Source organism: Flavobacterium sp. RNTU_13 (genome assembly GCF_046614455.1).
Lineage (GTDB): Bacteria > Bacteroidota > Bacteroidia > Flavobacteriales > Flavobacteriaceae > Flavobacterium.
Genome location: NZ_JBKJHB010000003.1, coordinates 80,828 through 101,335, shown reverse-complemented (window position 1 = coordinate 101,335; position 20,508 = coordinate 80,828). Strand labels below are relative to the sequence as shown.

At 41.9% G+C, this 20,508-nt stretch carries 20 protein-coding genes; 15 read left to right on the top strand and 5 right to left on the bottom strand.

Going from position 1 to position 20,508, the window contains the following annotated elements; translation table 11 throughout:
- The first annotated feature begins 23 nt into the window (after positions 1–23).
- The 7 genes from ACLI08_RS08680 to ACLI08_RS08650 all read left to right on the top strand — a co-directional run bounded on the left by ACLI08_RS08680 (position 24) and on the right by ACLI08_RS08650 (position 7,797).
- A complete protein-coding gene (locus ACLI08_RS08680) occupies positions 24–248 on the top strand; it encodes a DUF433 domain-containing protein (protein WP_411428089.1) in 225 nt (74 codons plus the stop codon).
- The gene (locus tag ACLI08_RS08675; protein WP_411428088.1) at positions 245–586 is read left to right on the top strand and encodes a DUF5615 family PIN-like protein; all 342 of its coding nucleotides are present in this window, start codon (positions 245–247) and stop codon (positions 584–586) included. The genes ACLI08_RS08680 and ACLI08_RS08675 overlap by 4 nt, the downstream gene beginning before the upstream one ends.
- 15 nt (positions 587–601) lie before the next feature.
- Entirely contained in the window at positions 602–1,057 is a 456-nt protein-coding gene (gene coaD, locus ACLI08_RS08670) for a pantetheine-phosphate adenylyltransferase (protein ID WP_411428087.1), read from the top strand.
- A gap of 10 nt (positions 1,058–1,067) precedes the next feature.
- A complete protein-coding gene (locus tag ACLI08_RS08665; RefSeq protein WP_411428086.1) occupies positions 1,068–2,795 on the top strand; it encodes a M14 family metallopeptidase in 1,728 nt (575 codons plus the stop codon).
- A 294-nt stretch (positions 2,796–3,089) separates the two neighbouring features.
- On the top strand, positions 3,090–3,815 hold the full coding sequence (locus ACLI08_RS08660) for a hypothetical protein (RefSeq protein WP_411428085.1): 726 nt from the start codon (positions 3,090–3,092) through the stop codon (positions 3,813–3,815).
- 330 nt (positions 3,816–4,145) lie between these two features.
- The gene (locus tag ACLI08_RS08655) at positions 4,146–4,847 is read left to right on the top strand and encodes a hypothetical protein (protein WP_411428084.1); all 702 of its coding nucleotides are present in this window, start codon (positions 4,146–4,148) and stop codon (positions 4,845–4,847) included.
- A gap of 475 nt (positions 4,848–5,322) precedes the next feature.
- A complete protein-coding gene (locus ACLI08_RS08650) occupies positions 5,323–7,797 on the top strand; it encodes a glycoside hydrolase family 3 C-terminal domain-containing protein (protein WP_411428083.1) in 2,475 nt (824 codons plus the stop codon).
- A 46-nt stretch (positions 7,798–7,843) separates the two neighbouring features.
- Here ACLI08_RS08650 and ACLI08_RS08645 read toward each other — a convergent pair whose 3' ends face one another.
- Together ACLI08_RS08645 and ACLI08_RS08640 are read right to left on the bottom strand one after the other, a co-directional pair.
- Complete coding sequence (locus ACLI08_RS08645) at positions 7,844–8,506, bottom strand: HAD family hydrolase (RefSeq protein WP_411428082.1); 663 nt, start codon at positions 8,504–8,506, stop codon at positions 7,844–7,846.
- A 13-nt stretch (positions 8,507–8,519) separates the two neighbouring features.
- Positions 8,520–9,176 carry an HAD family hydrolase gene (locus tag ACLI08_RS08640; RefSeq protein WP_411428081.1) on the bottom strand — a complete coding sequence of 219 codons (657 nt, stop codon included), beginning with the start codon at positions 9,174–9,176 and terminating at the stop codon, positions 8,520–8,522.
- 148 nt (positions 9,177–9,324) lie between these two features.
- Here ACLI08_RS08640 and ACLI08_RS08635 point away from each other — a divergent pair, with 148 nt between their 5' ends.
- The 3 genes from ACLI08_RS08635 to ACLI08_RS08625 are packed head-to-tail and all read left to right on the top strand — an operon-like array spanning position 9,325 to position 10,750.
- Positions 9,325–9,867 carry an RNA polymerase sigma factor gene (locus ACLI08_RS08635; protein ID WP_411428080.1) on the top strand — a complete coding sequence of 181 codons (543 nt, stop codon included), beginning with the start codon at positions 9,325–9,327 and terminating at the stop codon, positions 9,865–9,867.
- 33 nt (positions 9,868–9,900) lie between these two features.
- Positions 9,901–10,299, top strand: coding sequence for a hypothetical protein (locus tag ACLI08_RS08630; protein ID WP_411428079.1), 399 nt, complete (start codon positions 9,901–9,903; stop codon positions 10,297–10,299).
- A 13-nt stretch (positions 10,300–10,312) separates the two neighbouring features.
- Positions 10,313–10,750 (top strand): sensor of ECF-type sigma factor, encoded by a 438-nt coding sequence (locus tag ACLI08_RS08625; RefSeq protein WP_411428078.1) that lies wholly within the window; start codon positions 10,313–10,315, stop codon positions 10,748–10,750.
- Between the two features lie 41 nt (positions 10,751–10,791).
- Here the strand turns inward: ACLI08_RS08625 and ACLI08_RS08620 are convergent, their stop codons facing one another.
- Positions 10,792–11,280: a hypothetical protein gene (locus ACLI08_RS08620; RefSeq protein ID WP_411428077.1), complete on the bottom strand. Its 489-nt coding sequence runs from the start codon at positions 11,278–11,280 to the stop codon at positions 10,792–10,794.
- 42 nt (positions 11,281–11,322) lie between these two features.
- The gene (locus ACLI08_RS08615) at positions 11,323–11,802 is read right to left on the bottom strand and encodes a DNA-deoxyinosine glycosylase (protein WP_411428076.1); all 480 of its coding nucleotides are present in this window, start codon (positions 11,800–11,802) and stop codon (positions 11,323–11,325) included.
- Between the two features lie 91 nt (positions 11,803–11,893).
- On the opposite strand from ACLI08_RS08615, the gene uvrB reads away from it, so the two are divergent.
- From uvrB to ACLI08_RS08590, 5 genes are all read left to right on the top strand, one after another.
- Positions 11,894–13,882, top strand: a complete 1,989-nt coding sequence (uvrB, locus tag ACLI08_RS08610; protein ID WP_411428075.1) for an excinuclease ABC subunit UvrB — start codon at positions 11,894–11,896, stop codon at positions 13,880–13,882.
- A gap of 24 nt (positions 13,883–13,906) precedes the next feature.
- A complete protein-coding gene (locus ACLI08_RS08605; RefSeq protein WP_411428074.1) occupies positions 13,907–14,269 on the top strand; it encodes a DUF2200 domain-containing protein in 363 nt (120 codons plus the stop codon).
- Positions 14,270–14,373: 104 nt separating this feature from the next.
- The gene (gene pheT / locus ACLI08_RS08600) at positions 14,374–16,800 is read left to right on the top strand and encodes a phenylalanine--tRNA ligase subunit beta (protein WP_411428073.1); all 2,427 of its coding nucleotides are present in this window, start codon (positions 14,374–14,376) and stop codon (positions 16,798–16,800) included.
- 271 nt (positions 16,801–17,071) lie between these two features.
- Positions 17,072–18,850, top strand: coding sequence for an AMP-dependent synthetase/ligase (locus tag ACLI08_RS08595; RefSeq protein WP_411428072.1), 1,779 nt, complete (start codon positions 17,072–17,074; stop codon positions 18,848–18,850).
- A gap of 55 nt (positions 18,851–18,905) precedes the next feature.
- Positions 18,906–19,637 carry a phosphodiester glycosidase family protein gene (locus ACLI08_RS08590; RefSeq protein WP_411428071.1) on the top strand — a complete coding sequence of 244 codons (732 nt, stop codon included), beginning with the start codon at positions 18,906–18,908 and terminating at the stop codon, positions 19,635–19,637.
- A 26-nt stretch (positions 19,638–19,663) separates the two neighbouring features.
- On the opposite strand, the gene ACLI08_RS08585 is transcribed toward ACLI08_RS08590, so the two are convergent.
- Positions 19,664–20,284: a hypothetical protein gene (locus ACLI08_RS08585; protein WP_411428070.1), complete on the bottom strand. Its 621-nt coding sequence runs from the start codon at positions 20,282–20,284 to the stop codon at positions 19,664–19,666.
- Positions 20,285–20,508 lie beyond the last annotated feature (224 nt).

Genomic DNA, 20,508 nt, shown 5'->3' with positions numbered 1-20,508 from the left:
ATTTAATCACTAAATTTACTATTATGATTGATTATAGAAACTACATATCAATAGATTCAAATGTTCGATTTGGGAAGCCAGCCATTACAGGTACGCGAATAACCGTGTATGATGTGTTAAGCTGGTTTGCAAATGGTATGAGCGTTAACGAAATCATAGAGGATTTCCCAGAATTAAGCGAGATACAAATAAAAGCTTGTTTAGCGTATGCTGCAGATAAAGAGCATAAACTTAATATTGCTTCATGAAACTATTGTTAGACCAAAATATTTCTTTTAGGCTTGTTTCAAAAATACATGATAGTTTTCCTGAAGCGGCACAGGTAAGACAGTTAGGAAGAGAAGGCTACAGCGATATTGATATATGGAATTACGCCAAAAAACACTCATATACTATAGTAACTTTCGATGCAGATTTCTATGATATAAGTAGTTTAAAAGGACATCCGCCCAAAATAATATGGCTCAGAACGGGTAATACAACGACAAACTTCTTAGCAAACTTACTGATCTCAAAATCAAACATTATACAGTCTTTTATCGAATCAGAAGCATACAAAGAATCTGCCTGCCTTGAAATAAATTAACAACCGAAACAACACATGAAAATAGCTGTATTTCCCGGATCTTTTGACCCAATAACCCTTGGGCATGAGGACATTATAAAACGTGGCAGCACACTTTTTGATAAGATAATAGTGGCAATAGGCGTAAACGGAGAAAAAAAGTATATGTTTCCACTGGAAGAGCGTAAGCGTTTTATTGAAGAGGCTTTTAAAGACAGCCCCAACATTGAAGTAGTTACATACGAGGGACTTACGATAGATTTCTGTAAAAAAATCGGCGCTAAATTTATACTCAGAGGCTTGCGCAACCCCGCTGATTTTGAGTTTGAAAAAGCTATAGCGCATACAAACCGTAAACTCAGTAAAATAGAAACCGTATTCCTGCTTACCGCTGCAAACACCTCATACATAAGCTCCAGCATCGTTAGAGATGTACTTAGAAACGGGGGCGACTATACTAAATTAGTACCGGATTCGGTGCGTGTGAAATAAGACTATTTTAATGAAGAACATACTGGTATGGCTGCTGTTTCCGGCAGCCTTATTTGCTCAGAATAAGACCACCTACCCTACTCCTTTTGAGTTGGGAAATGGCAACCAAACCGCTACCTATCAAGAAACTATAAGTTATTATCAAAAACTGGGTAGGGATTTTGAAACCGTACAGGTGATCACGCTGGGTCAGGATGATAACGGCTTGCCTTTTCATGTGGTGCTTTATAGTGCCGATAAAAACTTTGACCTTACCACTGCCAGAAAAAACAAGGCGATACTGTTAATTAACAACGGAATACATCCCGGAGAACCCGACGGCATAGACGCCACGATGATGCTCTACCGCGACCTGGCAACAGGTAAGATAACGGTACCTAAAAACACTGTAATCGCTAACATTGCCGTGTACAATGTTAGTGGTATGCTAAACCGTAACAGCCACAGCCGCGCTAACCAAAATGGGCCTGAAAGCTACGGGTTTAGGGGCAATGCGCGTAATTACGACCTTAACCGTGACTTTGTAAAGTGCGATACTAAGAATGCCCGCAGTTTCGCGGAAATCTTCCATAAAGTAAAACCGGATGTTTTTATAGATAATCATGTGAGTAATGGTGCTGATTATCAGTATACTTTAACGTATATCGCCACGAACCATCAAAAACTGGGTGGCAGGCTTGGCATGTACTTTAAAAACGAAATGATGCCGTCGATACTTGACGCATTGAAGGCAAAAAACATAGAATCAACACCTTACGTTAACGTGCATGATGACGTGCCGGATAACGGTTTCAGTCAGTTTATGGATTATCCACGATACTCTACGGGTTATGCAAGCATGTTTAACGTACCCGGCTCAATGCCTGAAACACACATGCTTAAGCCTTATAAAGACCGGGTAAAAGTAACCTACGAATACATGCTGGAAACCCTTAAATACGTAGACGCAAATTACACTACTATTAAAGAGCAACGCCTTGCCAGCAGGGATAATTATTTACCGGGACATAAATACACATTACTCTGGGAAACAGATAGTTCAGCTGTGTCATTGCTACCGTTTATGGGATACAAGGGCGACTATAAAACCAGTTTGGTTACGGGTGAAAAACGCCTGTACTATGACCGTGCAAAACCATACAAAAAGCTAATAAAATACTACCAGGAATATAGCCCCAAACTGGAAGTAACCATACCCAAAGCATACATTATTCCGAGATGCTGGTGGATAGTCATAGATCTACTGAAAATCAACAACATACAATTACAGGAATTACAAAAAGACACAGAATTTGAAGTTGAAAGCTATACCATAGACCGTTATGAAACAACAAGTTACCCTTATGAGGGCCACTACCCCCACAGCAACACCCAGGTAAATGTAAGTACAGAGAAGGTAACGTTTCAAAAAGGTGATTTTATGATAGATACACAGCAGCCGGGCGTAAAATACTTACTGGAAACACTTGAACCCCAAGGGAATGACTCGTTTTTTAACTGGAATTTCTTTGACTCAATCCTCCAGCAGAAGGAATACTATTCAGCTTATGTGTTTGAAGATACCGCAGCTAAGTTACTGAAAGACAACCCTAAACTTAAAGCCGAGTTCGAAGCCAAAAAGTCGGCAGATCCTAAATTTGCAACCGATGCTAATGCCCAACTCGATTGGGTGTATTATCATAGCGAATATTATGAAAAATCTCACAAAAAATATCCCGTTTACCGCTTGATGAAATAATACACTTTTGTAAAATTTTTCGTATATAGTAGCTTAGCAAGGCACTATTGTTCCGCTTTTGGTATGCTTTTTTTCGACTTTTTCACTGTATAGCGTCACTACAGAAGCTATTTAAAGGCATTCAACCCGCTTAATATTCTACATTCTGTTCATATTTTGCAAAAATTGTAAATGTATAGGGTTTACACTTTACTGAACGAATGATTGCAGTACAATGCAAAAATATCATGGCTACCTTTGCAGTGTTAAAATAATTTCACCCTATCGTCGTTCTAAAACCAAACCACAAACCAAATGAAAAATTTTCAAATCAATCCCCGGTTATTTGCACTACTGGCACTGAGCTTTGTGCTGGCTACCATTGTGGGTACAGTAAGCCATGAATTAGGCCATTTCGCAATAGCCAAATATTACGGGGCCCGCCCTACGCTGCATTATGCCTCAGTATCGCACGATGAACCTCCAGAAGCGCTAATCGCACTCAATCAGCGTCACGATAGAGATAAGGCAAAAATAGATTCGCCAAATCCTTCACCTGAAAAAGAAGCTTATCTAGCTTACCGCAAAAAACTTGCACATAAAAACAACACAATCAAACTATTTATAAATTTAGGAGGCCCACTGCAAACCATGCTCACGGGTTCATTTGGCGGACTGATGCTTTGGCGCCGTCGAAAAAAAATAGCTACACTTGGTATGCGGGCTGCCGATTGGTTTTGGGTCATCCTGGCGTTTTTCTGGTCGAGGCAACTGGCCAATTTTCTCATTGCACTTAAGATATTCTTTATCCGGCACCGCATCCCCGGCGGCGACGAAACAAGAATAAGCCGGTATTTTGGTTGGCATCCACTAACCGTTAATACAATCACAGGCACTGCTGCAGCGGCTGTATTACTATGGGTGGTCTTTATCATCATACCTAAAACACAACGTTTTAATTTCATTCTCGCAGGATTATGCGGTAGTGCCCTGGGCTGGCTCGTATGGATGGAATGGATGGGCCCGGTATTGTTACCTTAATCGTACCATAAAAGCTGGGTACGTACTTTTCATACTTCCGTTGGTTAACAAGAGTAACATTACAGAAAAAAAACTTGATGTTAAGCAGATTTTTTGTTTGGCAAAAAACTTTCACGAGTATTGCTTTACAAAATTTAGCAAGACTAACAACAATTAAAAATTCACAAACACTTAATTTTTAATGGCTTAAAATTTTAATTAAAAACACTACATCGTTGTAGAAAAGTTTGGCACGGCAATTGTAATACTCTTATCAAAGGCAAAAAAACAAAAGCCGATTGCGAAAGCCGAAAAGCACAGAGTAGGCACAAACTTTTAAATTTTTAGGTCATGAAAAACTTTACTCTTTTAGTTGCCGGATTACTTTTAACTGGTAGCCTGGCCTCAGCCTCAGAAGCTAATGTATCATCTGTAGCTGCATATCACACCCCTATAGACTACCGCAACGCGGAACCAGTTATATTTATGGAACGTGGTATAGAATTTATGGTTTTCCCTAACGGTGAAATGGATTTTAATACACAGCCTGCAAGCAGCGGAAGCTACTATTATAAAAATGCCAATGTTGCCGGACGCAGAAACGATACTTACGGTGCCGCTTATGCAAACGGTGGTGTTCGTGTAGAACATGATTATAATGGCCGTGTACGCCGCGTGGGTAACGTGTACATAAACTACGATTACAACGGACGTGTAAAAAGGATAGGTAGTGTGTACATGAGCTACAACCGCTACGCCCTTGCCCAGATAGGTATGCTTACCCTGTTTTACGACCGCTACGGCAGGATAGTAGATGCCCGCGGTTTTGTAAACAATGCCAGCAGGGATTACTACTATGATGCTTGTGGTAATGGTGGTAACAACTACGATGGCGATAACTATAACGGCTACGACAACGATGGCTATTATAACAACGGTGGTTCGGGTAGTTATTATAACAATAACGGTGGTAACAACGACAACACCTACTACCGTAAGGCAAAAGAAACAGACAAGCGTGAGGAGAAACCTGCGCAATCACAAAATAAATAATAGTTTAGGTTAATTGAGTTAGTTATTTAAAACCCCGAAAGCCCAGTGTTTTCGGGGTTTTATGTATTATGTAGGTATTTTCCTGAAAACAATACCCTTAAAACGTATTGTTGTTTTAAAAATAAAGCTTACATTTGTGCTTTGGCACGCAAGTTGCTAAAAGTTTATTATATAAATCTCAAATTAATTTTTGAGGTTTGTTAATAATTGGTTGGTTGGTTTGTTAAGTCCCGCTCATTCCGCTCGGAATAGCGGGGCTTGCTTTTTTACCCCCCCTGCTACTACACCACTACCCTGCTGTAACACCCTCTTTACAATCAATTACAAAATAATTACACTGTGTTGTTTTTACTTTAAAACCCGTTATTCGGTCGTACTATTTTGATGAAGATTCTCGCAATTATAAGCGGTGTAGCGCTTTGGCAAGTTTGTAATTTTTATAACTTAGCCATTAAATCCAAAAACATCTCATTTTATGCGAAATCGTTTTATTGTTGCAGCCATATTAATGGCGGTACCAGCTTTGGCGCAAAAGTACAAAGACGCTAAAGCCCCGGTAGAAGACCGGGTAAATGCACTCTTAAAGGAAATGACCCTGGAGGAGAAAATAGACTACATAGGCGGTTATGAAGATTTTTACATCCGCCCGATAGACCGCCTTGGGCTTCCTAAAATTAAAATGACCGATGGTCCTGTAGGTACACGCAATTACGGCCATACTACCGCTTACCCTGCCAGCGTGCTAACCGCTGCGAGTTGGGATAAAGCCCTGGCTTACAAACTTGGCGAGGCACTGGGTAAAGATGCCCGCGAACGTGGCGTACATATACTGCTGGCTCCCGGGGTAAATATTTACAGGGCGCCTATGAACGGGCGTAACTTTGAATACCTGGGTGAAGACCCGTTTCTTGCCGGGGAACTTGCCGTAGCTTATATAAAAGGCGTGCAGAAAAAAGGCGTGGTAGCTACCGTAAAGCACTTTGCTGCCAACAACCAGGAATGGGACCGCAACAATGTAAGCAGTGACATGGACGAGCGTACCCTGCGCGAAATATACCTTCCGGCTTTTAAAGCAGCCGTACAAAAAGGTAAGGTAGGCGCCGTTATGGACAGCTATAACCTTATTAATGGCGTACATGCCACACAGCAAAACCATCTTAACAACGAAATACTTAAAAACGAGTGGAAGTTTGATGGTATACTGATGAGCGACTGGGTGGCTACTTATGATGGTGTAGCTGCTGCCAAGGGCGGCCTGGACCTGGAAATGCCAAGCGGTGCGTTTATGAATCGTAAAAACCTTTTCCCTGCCATTAAAAACGGTTCGTTAAGTGAGGAAGTTATAAACGACAAAGTAAGGCGCATACTGCGTGTAATATTCAGGTTTGGGTTTTACGATACAAAGTATGAGGCAGTAAAAGAGCTGAAGCCTAACAAGGCAAACGAAGCTGTAGCGCTTGACCTTGCCCGTGGTGGTATGGTACTATTAAAGAATGAAGATAACCTGCTGCCCCTAAACAGCAGTGCCATAAAAACCATAGCGGTAATAGGCCCAAATGCCGATGTAAATGTAGCTGGTGGTGGTAGCTCTTTCACGGAGCCGTTCCATTATACCAGCCTGCTGAAAGGGATAAAAACAGCCCTGCCAAATGCTAAGGTTATTTATGTGGCTAACAGCATACCACAGCTTGAAAACTATGTAGAACAGTCGCCTATTTATACCGAAAAAGGTTCGGTTAAAAAAGGTGTTAAGGCAAGTTACTACAACAACATGGATCTTAAAGATGCCCCGGTTGCCGAGCTTACAGAGCCCAACATTAACCACAGCTGGATACAGGAGCCCGGTATTAAAGGACTGGGAGAAGATAACTTTTCTGCACGCTACACGGGTGTGGTTCGTACCGAGAAATCAGGGAAATATAAATTCAGCGTACGCGGCGACGACGGTTTCAGGCTGTTTGTAGAAGGGGAAAAAGTACTTGACCAATGGGGCGACCATGCCGCTGTGGTGCAAAGCAAAGAGCTGCAACTGGAAGCCGGTAAAGAATACAGTTTTACCTTAGAATATTACGAACACGGAGGTAACGCGCAGATTGCCTTTGCTGTATACCAGGAAAATATAAACTTTACCGATGCTGTAAAAGCGGCTACAGGTGCCGATGTGGCTATAGTATCTGTTGGGTACAATACATCGGCAGAAAGTGAAGGGTCTGACCGTACTTTTGCTCTGCCCGAATACCATGACCAACTGATAAACGCGGTTGCCAAAGTAAATAAAAATACGGTGGTGGTGCTTAATGCCGGCGGTAACGTAGACATGCAAAACTGGCTGGGCAATACAAAAGCCCTGTTACATGCCTGGTACCCCGGCCAGGAAGGCGGTACAGCAATTGCCGATATATTGCTGGGCAAAGTAAACCCAAGCGGTAAACTGCCTGCAAGTTTTGAAAAACGCTGGGAAGATAACCCTACCTACAACAACTACTACGACCCGGATGGCGACAAGCATGTGGAGTATAAAGAAGGCCTTAATATAGGGTACCGTTACTACGACCAAAGCAACGTGAAGCCTCAGTTTCCGTTTGGGTTTGGGCTATCGTACACTACTTTTGAATATTCGAACCTTAAAGTTAGCGGCAAGGGAACCGACGTTTCTGTGAGTTTTACCATTAAAAACACAGGTAAATACGATGGCGCCGAGGTGGCACAAATATACGTGCACCAGGAAAACAGCCCTGTGGCGCGCCCGGTAAAAGAACTTAAAGGTTTTGAGAAATTATTCCTTAAAAAAGGGGAAAGCAAAACCGTTACCGTTAAGCTGGATGCCGATAGCTTCTCGTATTGGAAAAACGAGCAAAATAAATTTGGCTACGATGCCGGTACATTTGAAATACTTGTGGGTGCCTCAGCATCAGATATTAAGCTTAAAGCCAAAACACAGGTTAAGTAACCGTGTTTTGTATAAACATAAGAAAGGGGCCTTCCGGCCCCTTTTGCTATTTACTGCTAATGTATTTTATTTTTTCGGCGGTTAGCTCGCTGAAATCTTTAATCAACATATCGGCAAGCGATGTATCCTGTAGGGTATGTTCATCGTTTTTGTAGCCAATGCAAAACACTCCGGCACCTTTAGCCGCTTTAATACCGTTAGTACTGTCTTCTATAATGATACATTCATCGGCACCATAACCTGATTTGGCTACGGCATCTAAAAATATGGCAGGGTTAGGCTTAGAAAATTCAAAGTCCTGCCCGCTTATTTTATGCGAAAAATAGGGGTTTAGCCCAAAACGGTTAAACACACGCTCTATTTTTACTTTAGACGAAGACGACGCCAGCAATATGGTAAACCCGTTATCATATAAATCCACGATTAGGTCTTTTACACCCGGCATAAGTTCCAGCGACGGGTCGTTGTCAAATTCGGCACAGTAAAAATCAAGGCACTGTTGTAGCAGTGTGGCTTCATCTCCGGCTACACCATAGATGTTTTTAACCTTCTGGATAATATTAATATCACTGTTACCTATAAACGTAGCATACACATCATCGCTAACATCAACCCCCAGCGATTTGTAAAACTTAAGGTTGGCACGGTGGCTCAGGGGTTCGGTATTAACCACTACCCCATCCATATCAAATATTACGGCTTTTATCATTACGGTTGTAGAATTAAGCAAGCTGTTTTACAATCTCGGCATTAAGTTCATCAAAATGGTTGATTACCTTATCGGCCAGGCTCAGGTCTTGCGGTGCAGTATGTTCGCTAACGTAGGCTACACAATAAATACCGGCTGCCTTGCTGGCTTTTATACCATTGTTACTGTCTTCAATAACAATACATTCATCCACTGGTGTTTGCGATAATGAAGCCGCATGCAGAAAAATAGCAGGATTAGGCTTAGACTGCGGAAAATCCTCACCGCTAACCGTATGCGAAAAATACTGATGCAGTTTAAACCTGTCGAACACCCGTTTTATGGTAACCTTTGAGGCTGATGATGCTAGTACCAACTGTAGTCCGCTTTCGTGCAGGTTTTTTATAAGGTTAAAAACCCCGGGTAAAAGTTCCAGGTCTTCCTTGGTATCAAACAAGTCGTTAAAAAAATCCCGCTTTGCCTGTATAAGTTCCTCTACAGTATGGGTAAGCCCGTATAATTCGGTTAATTTCTGATAGGTATTTTTTGTGCTCAGGCCTGTAAATGTGCCGTATACGCTTGCGGGTACATCAATATTTAAGTTTTCAAAATGCTTGTGGTAGGCAATGTAGTGCAGCGGCTCGGTATCTACAATAACACCGTCCATATCAAAAATAACCGTTTTAATCATAGTATAATTGTGTAAGCCGTAAAAATACAACTTGCGGTACTATTACCCTAAAAATACACGTAAACTTTTGTTTAGGATTTTTTATGCCCTGCTCCATTAAACTTTTTGCCTTAACTTTAGTCAAATACATAACAAAGCACAATAAAGGTTGCAGGACGAAAAAGCATTTATATCGGCATTGCTAAATCCGGGCACGCGTGAGGCGGCTTTCAGGCAGTTGGTTTCCCAATACGGAAAGCAACTGTACCACCATATACGTAATATTGTGATAGACCATGACGATGCCGACGACGTTTTGCAAAACACCTTTATTAAAGTATTCAGTAACCTTTCGGGTTTTAAAGGCGAAAGCAAACTGTTTTCCTGGATGTACCGTATTGCTACTAATGAGGCCATAACGTTTATTAACCAAAAGGCAAAAAAATCAGGCGTAACAAACGAGCAGGTGGTACAGCGTGCAGTAGAGAACCTAACAGCAGACGATTACTTTGAAGGCGATGCCCTACAGCTAAAATTACAGCAGGCGGTGGCGCAGCTTCCGGAAAAACAACAACTGGTGTTTAAGATGAAATATTTTGAAGATATGAAGTATGAAGACATGTCAGAAATTCTGAATACCAGCGTGGGCGCGCTCAAAGCATCCTATCACCATGCGGTAAAAAAAATTGAAGATTACATTAATAACCGTTAAACTATCGGTACAAATAAAAGTCTTATAGATATCATGAACGATTTTAAATTAGACAACCATAAAAAAAGCACCGGCTTTAAGGCTCCCGAGGGCTATTTTGCCACCTTAGAAGAGCGTGTGCTGCAACAACTGCCGGTACAGGAACGTAAAACCATTCCGCTGTACCGCAAAAAGCCTGTATGGTTTGGCATGGCGGCAAGTTTTGCGCTGCTTTTTGGTGGCGGGCTGTATTTTAGCGACTACGCTGGGCAGGCAGCCCAACCTACCTCAGGCGAAATTGAAAGTTACCTTGTGTATAACACTAATGTTACCGCCTATGACCTGGGACAGCAGCTTACCGAAACCGACCTTAAGGAACTTAGCGGTAACTTAAAAATAAGCGACGAAAGCATAGAAAATTATTTACTGGACGATGATACAACCGAATACTAAAAGCACCATGAAGATGAAAACGTTTATAATGTGCCTGTTGTTTTGCGTAACTGCAGGTATGTATGCCCAAAAAGGCAAACACGAACAGATTAAAGCACTTAAGGTATCTTTTTTTACTACAGAGCTCAACCTTAGCGCAGATGAAGCAGCAAAGTTTTGGCCGGTGTACAATACGTATGACGATAAAGTGTTCAGGCTACGGCACGATGTTATGCGCCCTATTATAAAAAAGATGGACGCCACGGGTATTGATAAAATATCGGCCAAGGAGGCAGAAATGTACCTGGATAAACTGGAAGATGCCGACCGCGACCTTTTTACCCTAAAGCAAAAACTGGTAGAAGATCTTAAACCTATAATAGGTCCTGTAAAAATACTAAAGCTGAAAAAAGCGGAAGAAGATTTTAAAAGACGTTTGCTGGAGCAATACCGTGATAAAAGAAAAGAGTAACCCAATGGGTTACTCTTTTCTTTTTACAGGCAAAACATAATTTAAATTTTGTTGCCGCCTTTAAGGGCGTTGCCCGAAAATATCTTGTTGAAAAACGTATCAAGGCAGGTAATGTCAGTAACTACATCGGCTGTTTGCTTTATTTTACCGGTTTGTAAAAACGGTTTTTCAGCCGGGGTTTTGGTTTGGCCATTTCGGGAATTGTTAAACGTAACATTGCTTATGGTAACACGATATTTGTCGTTAGCAACCTCGATTTCAAAATCAAAGTTATAACCGTATTTAAACACAGCAGAACAGCCCGAACAGCGGTACATAACCCCTGTAGCCTTGCCTTTGTACAGTTTACCGTCGGTCGAAATTATTTTTAATTTACCGTGTTTCGCTACAATAGCGGGCACATTGGCAGCCGGGGATACAAATACATTTTCCCACACCAGTTTATTATCCAGCGCTACAAAGCCGGTAGACTGGCAATAACCAACGGCGGTTAAAAGTAAAAGTATTAAACTTAAAAACGTTGTTTTCATAAAAGTGATGGTTCTGGGTAGTGCCAAAGTTAAGTTAAAAAACTATTCGTTTAAAATATTTTTCCATATCAACAGCTTTTCCTCAAAGCGCATAGTGGCGTGTGCACCGCTGGGCGAAGGCAGCGCGCTATATACCACTCCCTCATGCTTTTCCGCATAACGACTGTAATATTTTTCAGCATTTTTACTGCTAAAAAACACCCTTTTTATATTAGGATGTGTTTTAAAAAAGGCTTCAAAATCGTTTGGCACCTCATTTTTAATATTGCTGTCCAGGCTTCCCACGCGCTCGCAATGGCTTAAAACATCCCATAATGCTATCCCCTTTTGCTTTAAAAAGGCAATTTTTTCCTCATAAGTCTCAGGCATCGGCTCATTAAATACCGCATACACCAACCTCCAGAACTGGTTTGCCCGGTTACCATAGTACTGCTGCAACTCCAGCGACTTTTCTCCCGGCATGGTGCCCAGGATCAGCGTATGGCTGTTGGCGTCGGCTATGGGCAAAAATGCTTTTTTCATAACGCAAATATATAAGAAAATAATCTTAATATTACTTTAAGAAAGTGTATTGAAACAAACTATTGCGTAACTTTGTAAAAAACAAAAACGCATGAAGTTTCAGGTAGTTTCTGATTATAAACCCATGGGAGACCAGCCCGGTGCCATAAAGCAGCTGGCAGAAGGAATAAGCAGCGGAGAACGCTACCAAACCCTTTTGGGTGTTACGGGTTCGGGTAAAACATTTACGGTGGCTAATGTCGTGCAGGAGGTACAAAAGCCTACTCTGGTGCTGGCGCACAACAAAACCCTGGCAGCCCAGCTGTACAGCGAGTTTAAGCAGTTTTTCCCTAACAATGCAGTAGAGTATTTTGTATCGTACTACGACTACTACCAGCCCGAAGCCTACATCCCCGTAACCGGAACCTACATAGAAAAAGACCTTTCTATAAACGAAGAACTTGAGAAAATGCGTTTAAGCACCACCTCTGCCCTGCTTTCGGGCCGGCGCGATGTGCTTGTGGTAGCATCGGTATCGTGTCTTTACGGTATAGGTAACCCTGTAGAATTCCAGAAGAACGTAATTTCTTTACATAACGGCCAGGTAATAAGCCGCACTAAATTGCTGCACCGCCTGGTGCAAAGCCTTTATGCCCGTACTGAGGCAGAGTTTTCGCCGGGAACCTTCCGCATTAAAGGCGATACAGTAGAGATATTCCCAAGTTATGGCGATGAACCGTTCAGGGTGCATTTCTTTGGCGATGAGATTGAAGAAATCGAAGCCTTTGACAAAGCTACTTCTAAGGTTATAGAGCGCTATGACCGCCTTAATATTTATCCTGCCAATATGTTTGTAACCAGTCCCGATGTATTACAGGGAGCGATTTGGGAAATACAGCAGGATCTTGTAAAACAGGTAGATTACTTTAAGGAAATAGGCAAGCACCTCGAGGCCAAACGACTGGAGGAGCGGACTAACTTCGACCTGGAAATGATACGGGAACTGGGGTATTGCTCTGGCATAGAAAACTACTCGCGCTACCTGGACAGGCGTTTGCCGGGTACGCGCCCATTCTGCCTATTGGATTATTTCCCGGACGATTACCTTATGGTTATAGACGAAAGCCACGTTACGGTGAGCCAGGTACATGCCATGTACGGTGGCGACCGCAGCCGCAAGGAAAATCTTGTGGAATACGGATTCAGGCTGCCGGCTGCAATGGATAACCGACCACTGAAATTTGAGGAGTTTGAAGCACTGCAAAACCAGGTACTGTACGTAAGTGCCACACCTGCCGACTACGAAATGCAGAAAAGCGGTGGTGTTTACGTAGAACAGGTAATACGCCCCACAGGCCTGCTGGACCCGGTTATAGAAGTAAGGCCGAGTGTAAACCAAATAGACGACCTGATTGAGGAAATACAACAACGCGTAGAGGTAGACGAGCGTGTGCTTGTAACCACCCTGACTAAACGTATGGCAGAGGAACTGGCCAAATACCTGACTAAGGTTTCCATCCGATGCCGATATATACACAGCGAGGTAGACACGCTGGAACGGGTAGAGATTATGCAGGATTTGCGTAAAGGCTTATTTGACGTACTTATAGGTGTAAACCTGCTGCGCGAAGGGCTTGATTTACCCGAGGTTTCGCTCGTAGCCATATTGGATGCTGATAAAGAGGGTTTCCTGCGTAGTACGCGTTCGCTGGTACAAACTGTGGGCCGCGCTGCCCGTAACGTAAACGGTAAAGCCATTATGTATGCCGATAAAATCACCGACAGTATGCAGCGTACCATTGACGATACCGCCTACCGCCGTGAAAAGCAGATGAACTATAATAAGGCTAACGGCATTGAACCAAAAGGACTTAATAAAAAGATAGAAAGTGCACTGGTTAAAAGCCCTATTACAACCTTCCACTATGATAATTCGCCGAAAATGGCGGCAGAACCGGATACTGCCTATATGAGCAAACCGGATATTGAGAAACTTATACGCGAAAAGCGCAAAACCATGGAAAAAGCCGCTAAGGAACTCGATTTTATGCAGGCAGCTAAACTACGGGATGAGATAAAAGTGCTGCAGGAGAAAATTTAGGTAAGTAACCCAAAAGGATTTTTTATGAAAGCCACACTTGAACATAACGAACGTATTGCACAGATGACATTTGCATCGGTTTATCCGCATTATATAGCAAAAGTGGAGAAAAAAGGCCGTACAAAAGAAGAACTGCATCAGGTTATTGAATGGCTTACGGGTTTCGAAAAGGACAACCTTCGAAAACTAATCAACGAAAAAACAACATTTGAACACTTTTTTGAAAAAGCTACACTTAACCCAAATGCCAAACAGATTACCGGTGTAATTTGCGGTTATCGGATTGAGGAAATAGATAACGATCTTACACGAAACGTGCGGTATCTGGACAAGCTGGTAGATGAATTGGCAAAGGGAAAGGCCATGGAGAAGATATTGAGAAAATAATGCGGGGAATTTTTCAGCGGTTTTTTAAATGCAATCGAACCTCTTAAAGATTATATAACTCAAATAAAAAAGTTAACTTTGCGTGCTTTTAAAACAGATACGAAATGCGTATATCTTACAATTGGCTAAAACAATTTATTAAACTAGACTGGACCTCTGAAGAAACCTCTGCCCTGCTTACTGACCTGGGCCTTGAAGTTGAAGGAGTTGACAAATATGAATCGCTAAAAGGCGGACTTCAGGGCGTAGTGGTAGGCCACGTGCTTACCTGCGTACAGCACCCTAACGCCGACAGGCTGCGTGTTACTACCGTAGACCTGGGCGATGGCAATGCGCCGGTTCAAATTGTGTGCGGTGCGCCAAATGTGGCTGCCGGGCAAAAAGTACCTGTAGCAACCATAGGCACTACCCTTTATGACAAAGAGGGAAATGCGTTCCAGATTAAAAAAGGTAAAATACGCGGCGAAGAGAGCCATGGTATGATATGCGCCGAAGATGAACTAGGCATTGGCGAAAGCCATGACGGTATTATGATACTTTCAGAAGAACTTACACCGGGCACACCGGCTGCCAAGCTGTTTGACATAGCTACAGACGAAGTGTTTGAAATAGGCCTTACTCCTAACCGTGCAGACGCCATGAGTCACCTTGGTGTGGCACGTGATTTAAAAGCGGGTCTTTCGCAAAAAAATGTCCATACAGAACTTATAACGCCATCGGTAAGTAACTTCAGGGTAGACAAACGTATCCTTAAAATGGACGTACGTGTGGAAGACACCAAGCGTGCGCCACGCTACTGCGGGGTTACCATTTCGGGCGTTACGGTAAAGCCTTCTCCGGCATGGTTACAAAACAGGCTTAAAGCCATTGGCCTTACGCCAAAAAACAATATTGTAGACGTAACCAACTATGTACTGCACGAACTCGGTCAGCCACTACATGCCTTTGACGCAGCTAAAATAAAAGGTAATAAGGTAATTGTAAAAACAGCTACTGCAGGTACAAAGTTTGTAACCCTGGACGATGTGGAGCGCACCTTACACGAAGAAGACCTTGTTATTTGCGACGAAAAAGGTCCTATGTGTATTGCCGGTGTTATGGGCGGCAAGGACTCGGGAGTTACAGATACTACGGCTACCATTTTCCTTGAAAGCGCATACTTTAACCCGGTTTCTATAAGGAAAACGGCAAAACGACACGGCATAAGCAGTGACGCTTCGTTCCGTTTTGAAAGAGGTATAGATCCAAACATTACGCAGTATGCCCTTAAACGTGCAGCACTGCTAATACAGGAAACGGCCGGCGGCGAAATCACATCAGACATTGAAGACCAGTACCCTAAAAAGATAGAAGACCATTCGGTTTTCCTGAGCTTTGAAAATGTAACCCGTGTTATAGGCCAGGAACTTCCGAAAGAAACCATTAAGAAAATACTGGTATCGCTGGATATAAAAATAAGCACCATGTCTGAAAAAGGGCTTGGGCTTGTAATTCCGTGCTACCGTGTAGATGTAGAACGCGAAATAGACGTTATAGAAGAAATCCTTCGCATATACGGCTATAACAATATTGGCTTTACGCAAAAATTAAACGCATCTATATCAAATTCTTCGCGTACCGAAGATTATAAGTTACAAAACATTGTAGCCACCCAGCTTACCTCATTAGGGTTTAACGAAATGATGGCGAACAGCCTTACCAGCCCGGAATACATTGCGCTAAGCGAAAACCTTAAGGAAGAGCATAATGTAACCATGATTAACCCGCTGAGCAGCGACCTTGCCGTAATGAGGCAGTCGTTACTGTTTAGCGCGCTTGAGGCGGTATCGTTTAACATAAACCGCCGCAGGAGCGACCTTAAGTTCTTTGAGTTTGGCAAAAGCTACCATAAAATAGAAGGCAACTATACAGAGAATAAACACCTTACACTAACTGTAACCGGAAACCGCACCACAGAAACGTGGACACAGGCGCAAAAAAGCACTGATTTCTTCCAGTTTAAGGGTATGGTAATGCAGGTGTTATCACGCCTTGGTTTACACAAAGTACAAACGCAGCCACTTACAAATGATGTTTTTGCCGAAGGCATAGCCTTTTCTATAGGCGCTGAGACAGTGGTAGAATTTGGTTCACTTAAAAAGGATGTACTTAAACATTTTGGCATTAAACAAGATGTGCTTTTTGCCGACTTTAACTGGGCTGCCGTAACCAAAATGGTTTCGGGTAAAATTAAATTTACAGAGATTTCTAAGTTCCCTGAGGTACGCCGCGATTTGGCACTACTGGTAAATACAGAGGTTAACTTTGAGGATATTTATAAAACAGCTGTACTTAGCGAAAAAGCATTGCTAAAAGACGTAAGTTTATTTGATGTATACGAAGGAAAGAACCTTCCTGAAGGTAAAAAATCGTATGCGGTAAGTTTTGTACTGCAAGACAGTACCAAGACACTTACCGATGACCAGATAGACAAAATAATGAATAAGATTAGGCAAAACCTGGAAAAAGAAACAGGAGCCACGCTACGTTAATACAGCGCTAGCCATATAAAGGCCTTACACCTTATTTTAGAGTACCCGGTACACTAAATAGGTTGTAAGGCTTTTTTTATGCCGGTAATCGGGTACGCGATTCCACTTTAAACTACCCTTGAAAATACATGTAAGTAAAACAAATTAATTTTTTCAATGAAATATTTGGAAAAATTATGCGTGCATAATATTATTATTGTAATTTTAGTTCGTAATAATTTTTTATTTCATAATTTGCAAGTATAATTTCACCTGACAACTACGATTAATTATGAGTACCATAACCCGTTTGTTTGATTTTCCTTACTACCAACTTGAAAAGTACCCCCTTAAGGCGGCACTGGTTACCAAGTACGGAGACACCTGGGTGCCTACCTCTACACAGGAATATATAAATAAGGCCAACGCTTTTAGCCGTGGGCTGTTGCGCATGGGCGTAAAAAAGAACGATAAAATAGCTGTAATATCGCACAACAACCGCACCGAGTGGAATATTGCCGACATAGGCATACTGCAAACCGGAGCGCAAAATGTGCCGGTATACCCTACCATATCTGAAGAAGATTTTGAATACATACTAAACCACTGTGGGGCAATTTATGTTTTTGTTTCCAACGAAGATTTGTACCAAAAGATACACTCCATAAAAGATAAAATCCCTGCCGTAAAGGAAATATATGCCTTTGAAGCCGTTAACGGATGTAAGAGTTGGGAAGAAGTTTTACAGCTGGGCGAAGACACCGCTAATCAACCCGAAGTTGAGGCTATAAAAAACAGCATATCTACTGAGGATTTGGCTACTATAATATACACATCGGGTACTACAGGGAGGCCAAAGGGTGTAATGCTGTCGCACAAAAACATTGTAAGCAATGTGCTTATGAGCGAAGAGCGTGTACCGTTTGAAAAAGGAAAAAGCGTATCGCTTAGCTTTCTACCGGTGTGCCACATTTATGAGCGCATGATACTCTACATTTACCAGTACGTAGGGGTTTCAATCCACTTTGCGGAAAGTATAGAAAAAGTGAGTGCTAACATTAAGGAGGTTTGCCCTGATGTTATTACCGCTGTGCCAAGGCTTTTAGAAAAAGTGTACGACGCGATTATAGCTAAGGGTAGCGAACTTACCGGTATAAAATACAAGCTGTTCTTTTGGGCAGTAGAAGTCGGCTTACAGTACGAACCGTATGGCGCTAACGGTTGGTGGTACGAGTTTAAACTAAAAATAGCCCGCAAACTTATTTTTAGCAAATGGAAAGCCGGTCTTGGTGGTAAGTTAGGACTTATGGTAAGCGGTAGTGCCGCCATACAACCAAGGCTTGCCCGTGTATTTGCAGCTGCAGAAATCCCTGTAATGGAGGGTTACGGCCTTACCGAAACATCGCCGGTAATATCGGTTAACGATATGCGAAACAGAGGATTTAAAGTTGGCACCGTAGGTAAACCGCTTAAAGGTGTAGAAGTAAAAATAGCTGCTGATGGAGAAATACTTACCAAAAGCGACAGCGTAATGATGGGCTACTATAACGACCCTGAAAAAACCGCCGAAGTGATTACCGACGGTTACTTTCATACGGGAGACATCGGTGAAATAGACAGCGACGGATTCCTGAAAATAACCGACCGTAAAAAAGAGATGTTTAAAACATCGGGCGGTAAATACGTGGCGCCGCAGCTTATAGAAAACGCCATGAAACAAAGTCGTTTTATAGAGCAAATCATGGTTATAGGCGAAGGCGAAAAAATGCCTGCCGCATTTATTCAGCCAGATTTTGCCTTTGTAAAACAATGGGCTACCCGTCACGGACTAAAGTTGGAACACAATGCCGATATAGCCAACAGCAAGGAAGTACACGAACGCCTTCAGGAAGAAATAGAGGCCGTAAATAAAAAATTTGGCCACTGGGAGCAAGTGAAAAAATTTGAGATAACCCCTGAAGTTTGGAGCGTGGAAGGCGGCGAAATGACCCCTACCCTAAAACTGAAACGTAAGCAGATAAAAGAGAAATATAAATCCCTGTATGATAAGATATACGGTGGAGACAGATAAATTTTTTAAAGCAGCCTTCGGGCTGTTTTTTTATACCTTGAGCTAAATTAATCACATGAAGTTTTTGAAACAATACAAGCTATTACCAATAATACTACTAATATCAGTTATACTATATTCATTCACCAGTGGACTTGATCACTCTAATGATAAATTTATCTCCTACACAGCCAACCCCGAGACCGAAAACATCATCCTATATTATAAAGACAATTCGGGTAAGCGTATAGGTACATTGGGCAACCTGAAAACACATATAAGTAAAAAGGGAAAAAAGCTGCTTTTTGGTATGAATGGCGGTATGTTTCAGGAAGATTTTTCGCCGGTAGGGCTATACATAGAAAATGGTAAAACCATTCGGAAACTTAATACACGCAACGCCGGGGGCAACTTTTACATGAAGCCGAACGGTGTGTTTTATATTACCAAAAATGGCAAGGCTACGGTATGCAAAACGGAGGATTTTCGCCCCTCACCTACTGTGCAATACGCCACCCAAAGCGGCCCCATGCTGGTTATAAAAGGAACGCTACACCCTGATTTTAAAGAAGGCTCAACCAACCTGAATATACGTAACGGCGTGGGCATCTTACCTGATGGCAAAGTCCTTTTCGCAATGAGTAAAACCGAAGTGAACTTCTATGAGTTCGCCAAATTCTTTAAAGACAAAGGCTGTAAAAATGCACTTTACCTTGATGGGTTTGTATCTCGTGCTTATGCACCATCCGAGAACTGGCAGCAGATTGATGGAAATTTTGGGATGATGATAGGGGTAAGTGAAAAATAAAGCCCGGAAAACCGGGCTACTATTTTTTACAGGGATTTGATTTTATCTACAAATGTAAAGTCGCTTACAACCTTATCATAACTGGCCTGAGATCCTATGGTTTCTACACCTCCTTCAATAACTCCTTTATGCCATCCCTCATTCTTTCCATAAGCGTACACTTTAGCAGCCACCTGATTTACAAAATCTGTTTCGCCTGCCGCTTTTAGGGCATCGAGTGCAAAGTACAGCGTGGTAAAACCTGTATACTCTCCTTTACAAAGTATATGCACATATTTCTTTAAAGCCGCCACTTTTTCTGCATCCTGCGGATTGTCTTTTACCATCCCGATAAGATCTTTCTTAACAAGTATAATGTAAGCCAATTGTTGCTTTGCTGAAGCTCGTAATGAATTATTATAAAGTTGATCAAAATATTTCCAGCTTACATTTGCATCATCCTGCTTTTCAATAAGATTATACTCCAGGTCAAAAATCCCCAGATCATCATCATTATCTACACTAAGGTACATTAATTGGGTTTTATATTCCTTTGACTGAGTTCCCTGTTTAACAGAAAACAGGTTACCTGATGCATAAGAAACAATAACAAACCCACCTGCTAACAACAGTGTAAGCATACCTAACTTAATAGTATTTTTTTTCATATATGTAAGATTATATAATTGTAACAATACGAGCGTGCCTATGCTAAAGGCATACAAACCATTTTTGAACGATAAAAATCAGAATTAATAAAAGACAGGCGTACCGGAAAGCTCCTGGTACTGGTTGTTGGTTTTTGTCTGTTAATAACACTTACAAAAGTATAATTTTGGTTCTTAAAATAAAAGAAAAAACTTACTGAAAAATGTGTTATTTCACTAACATT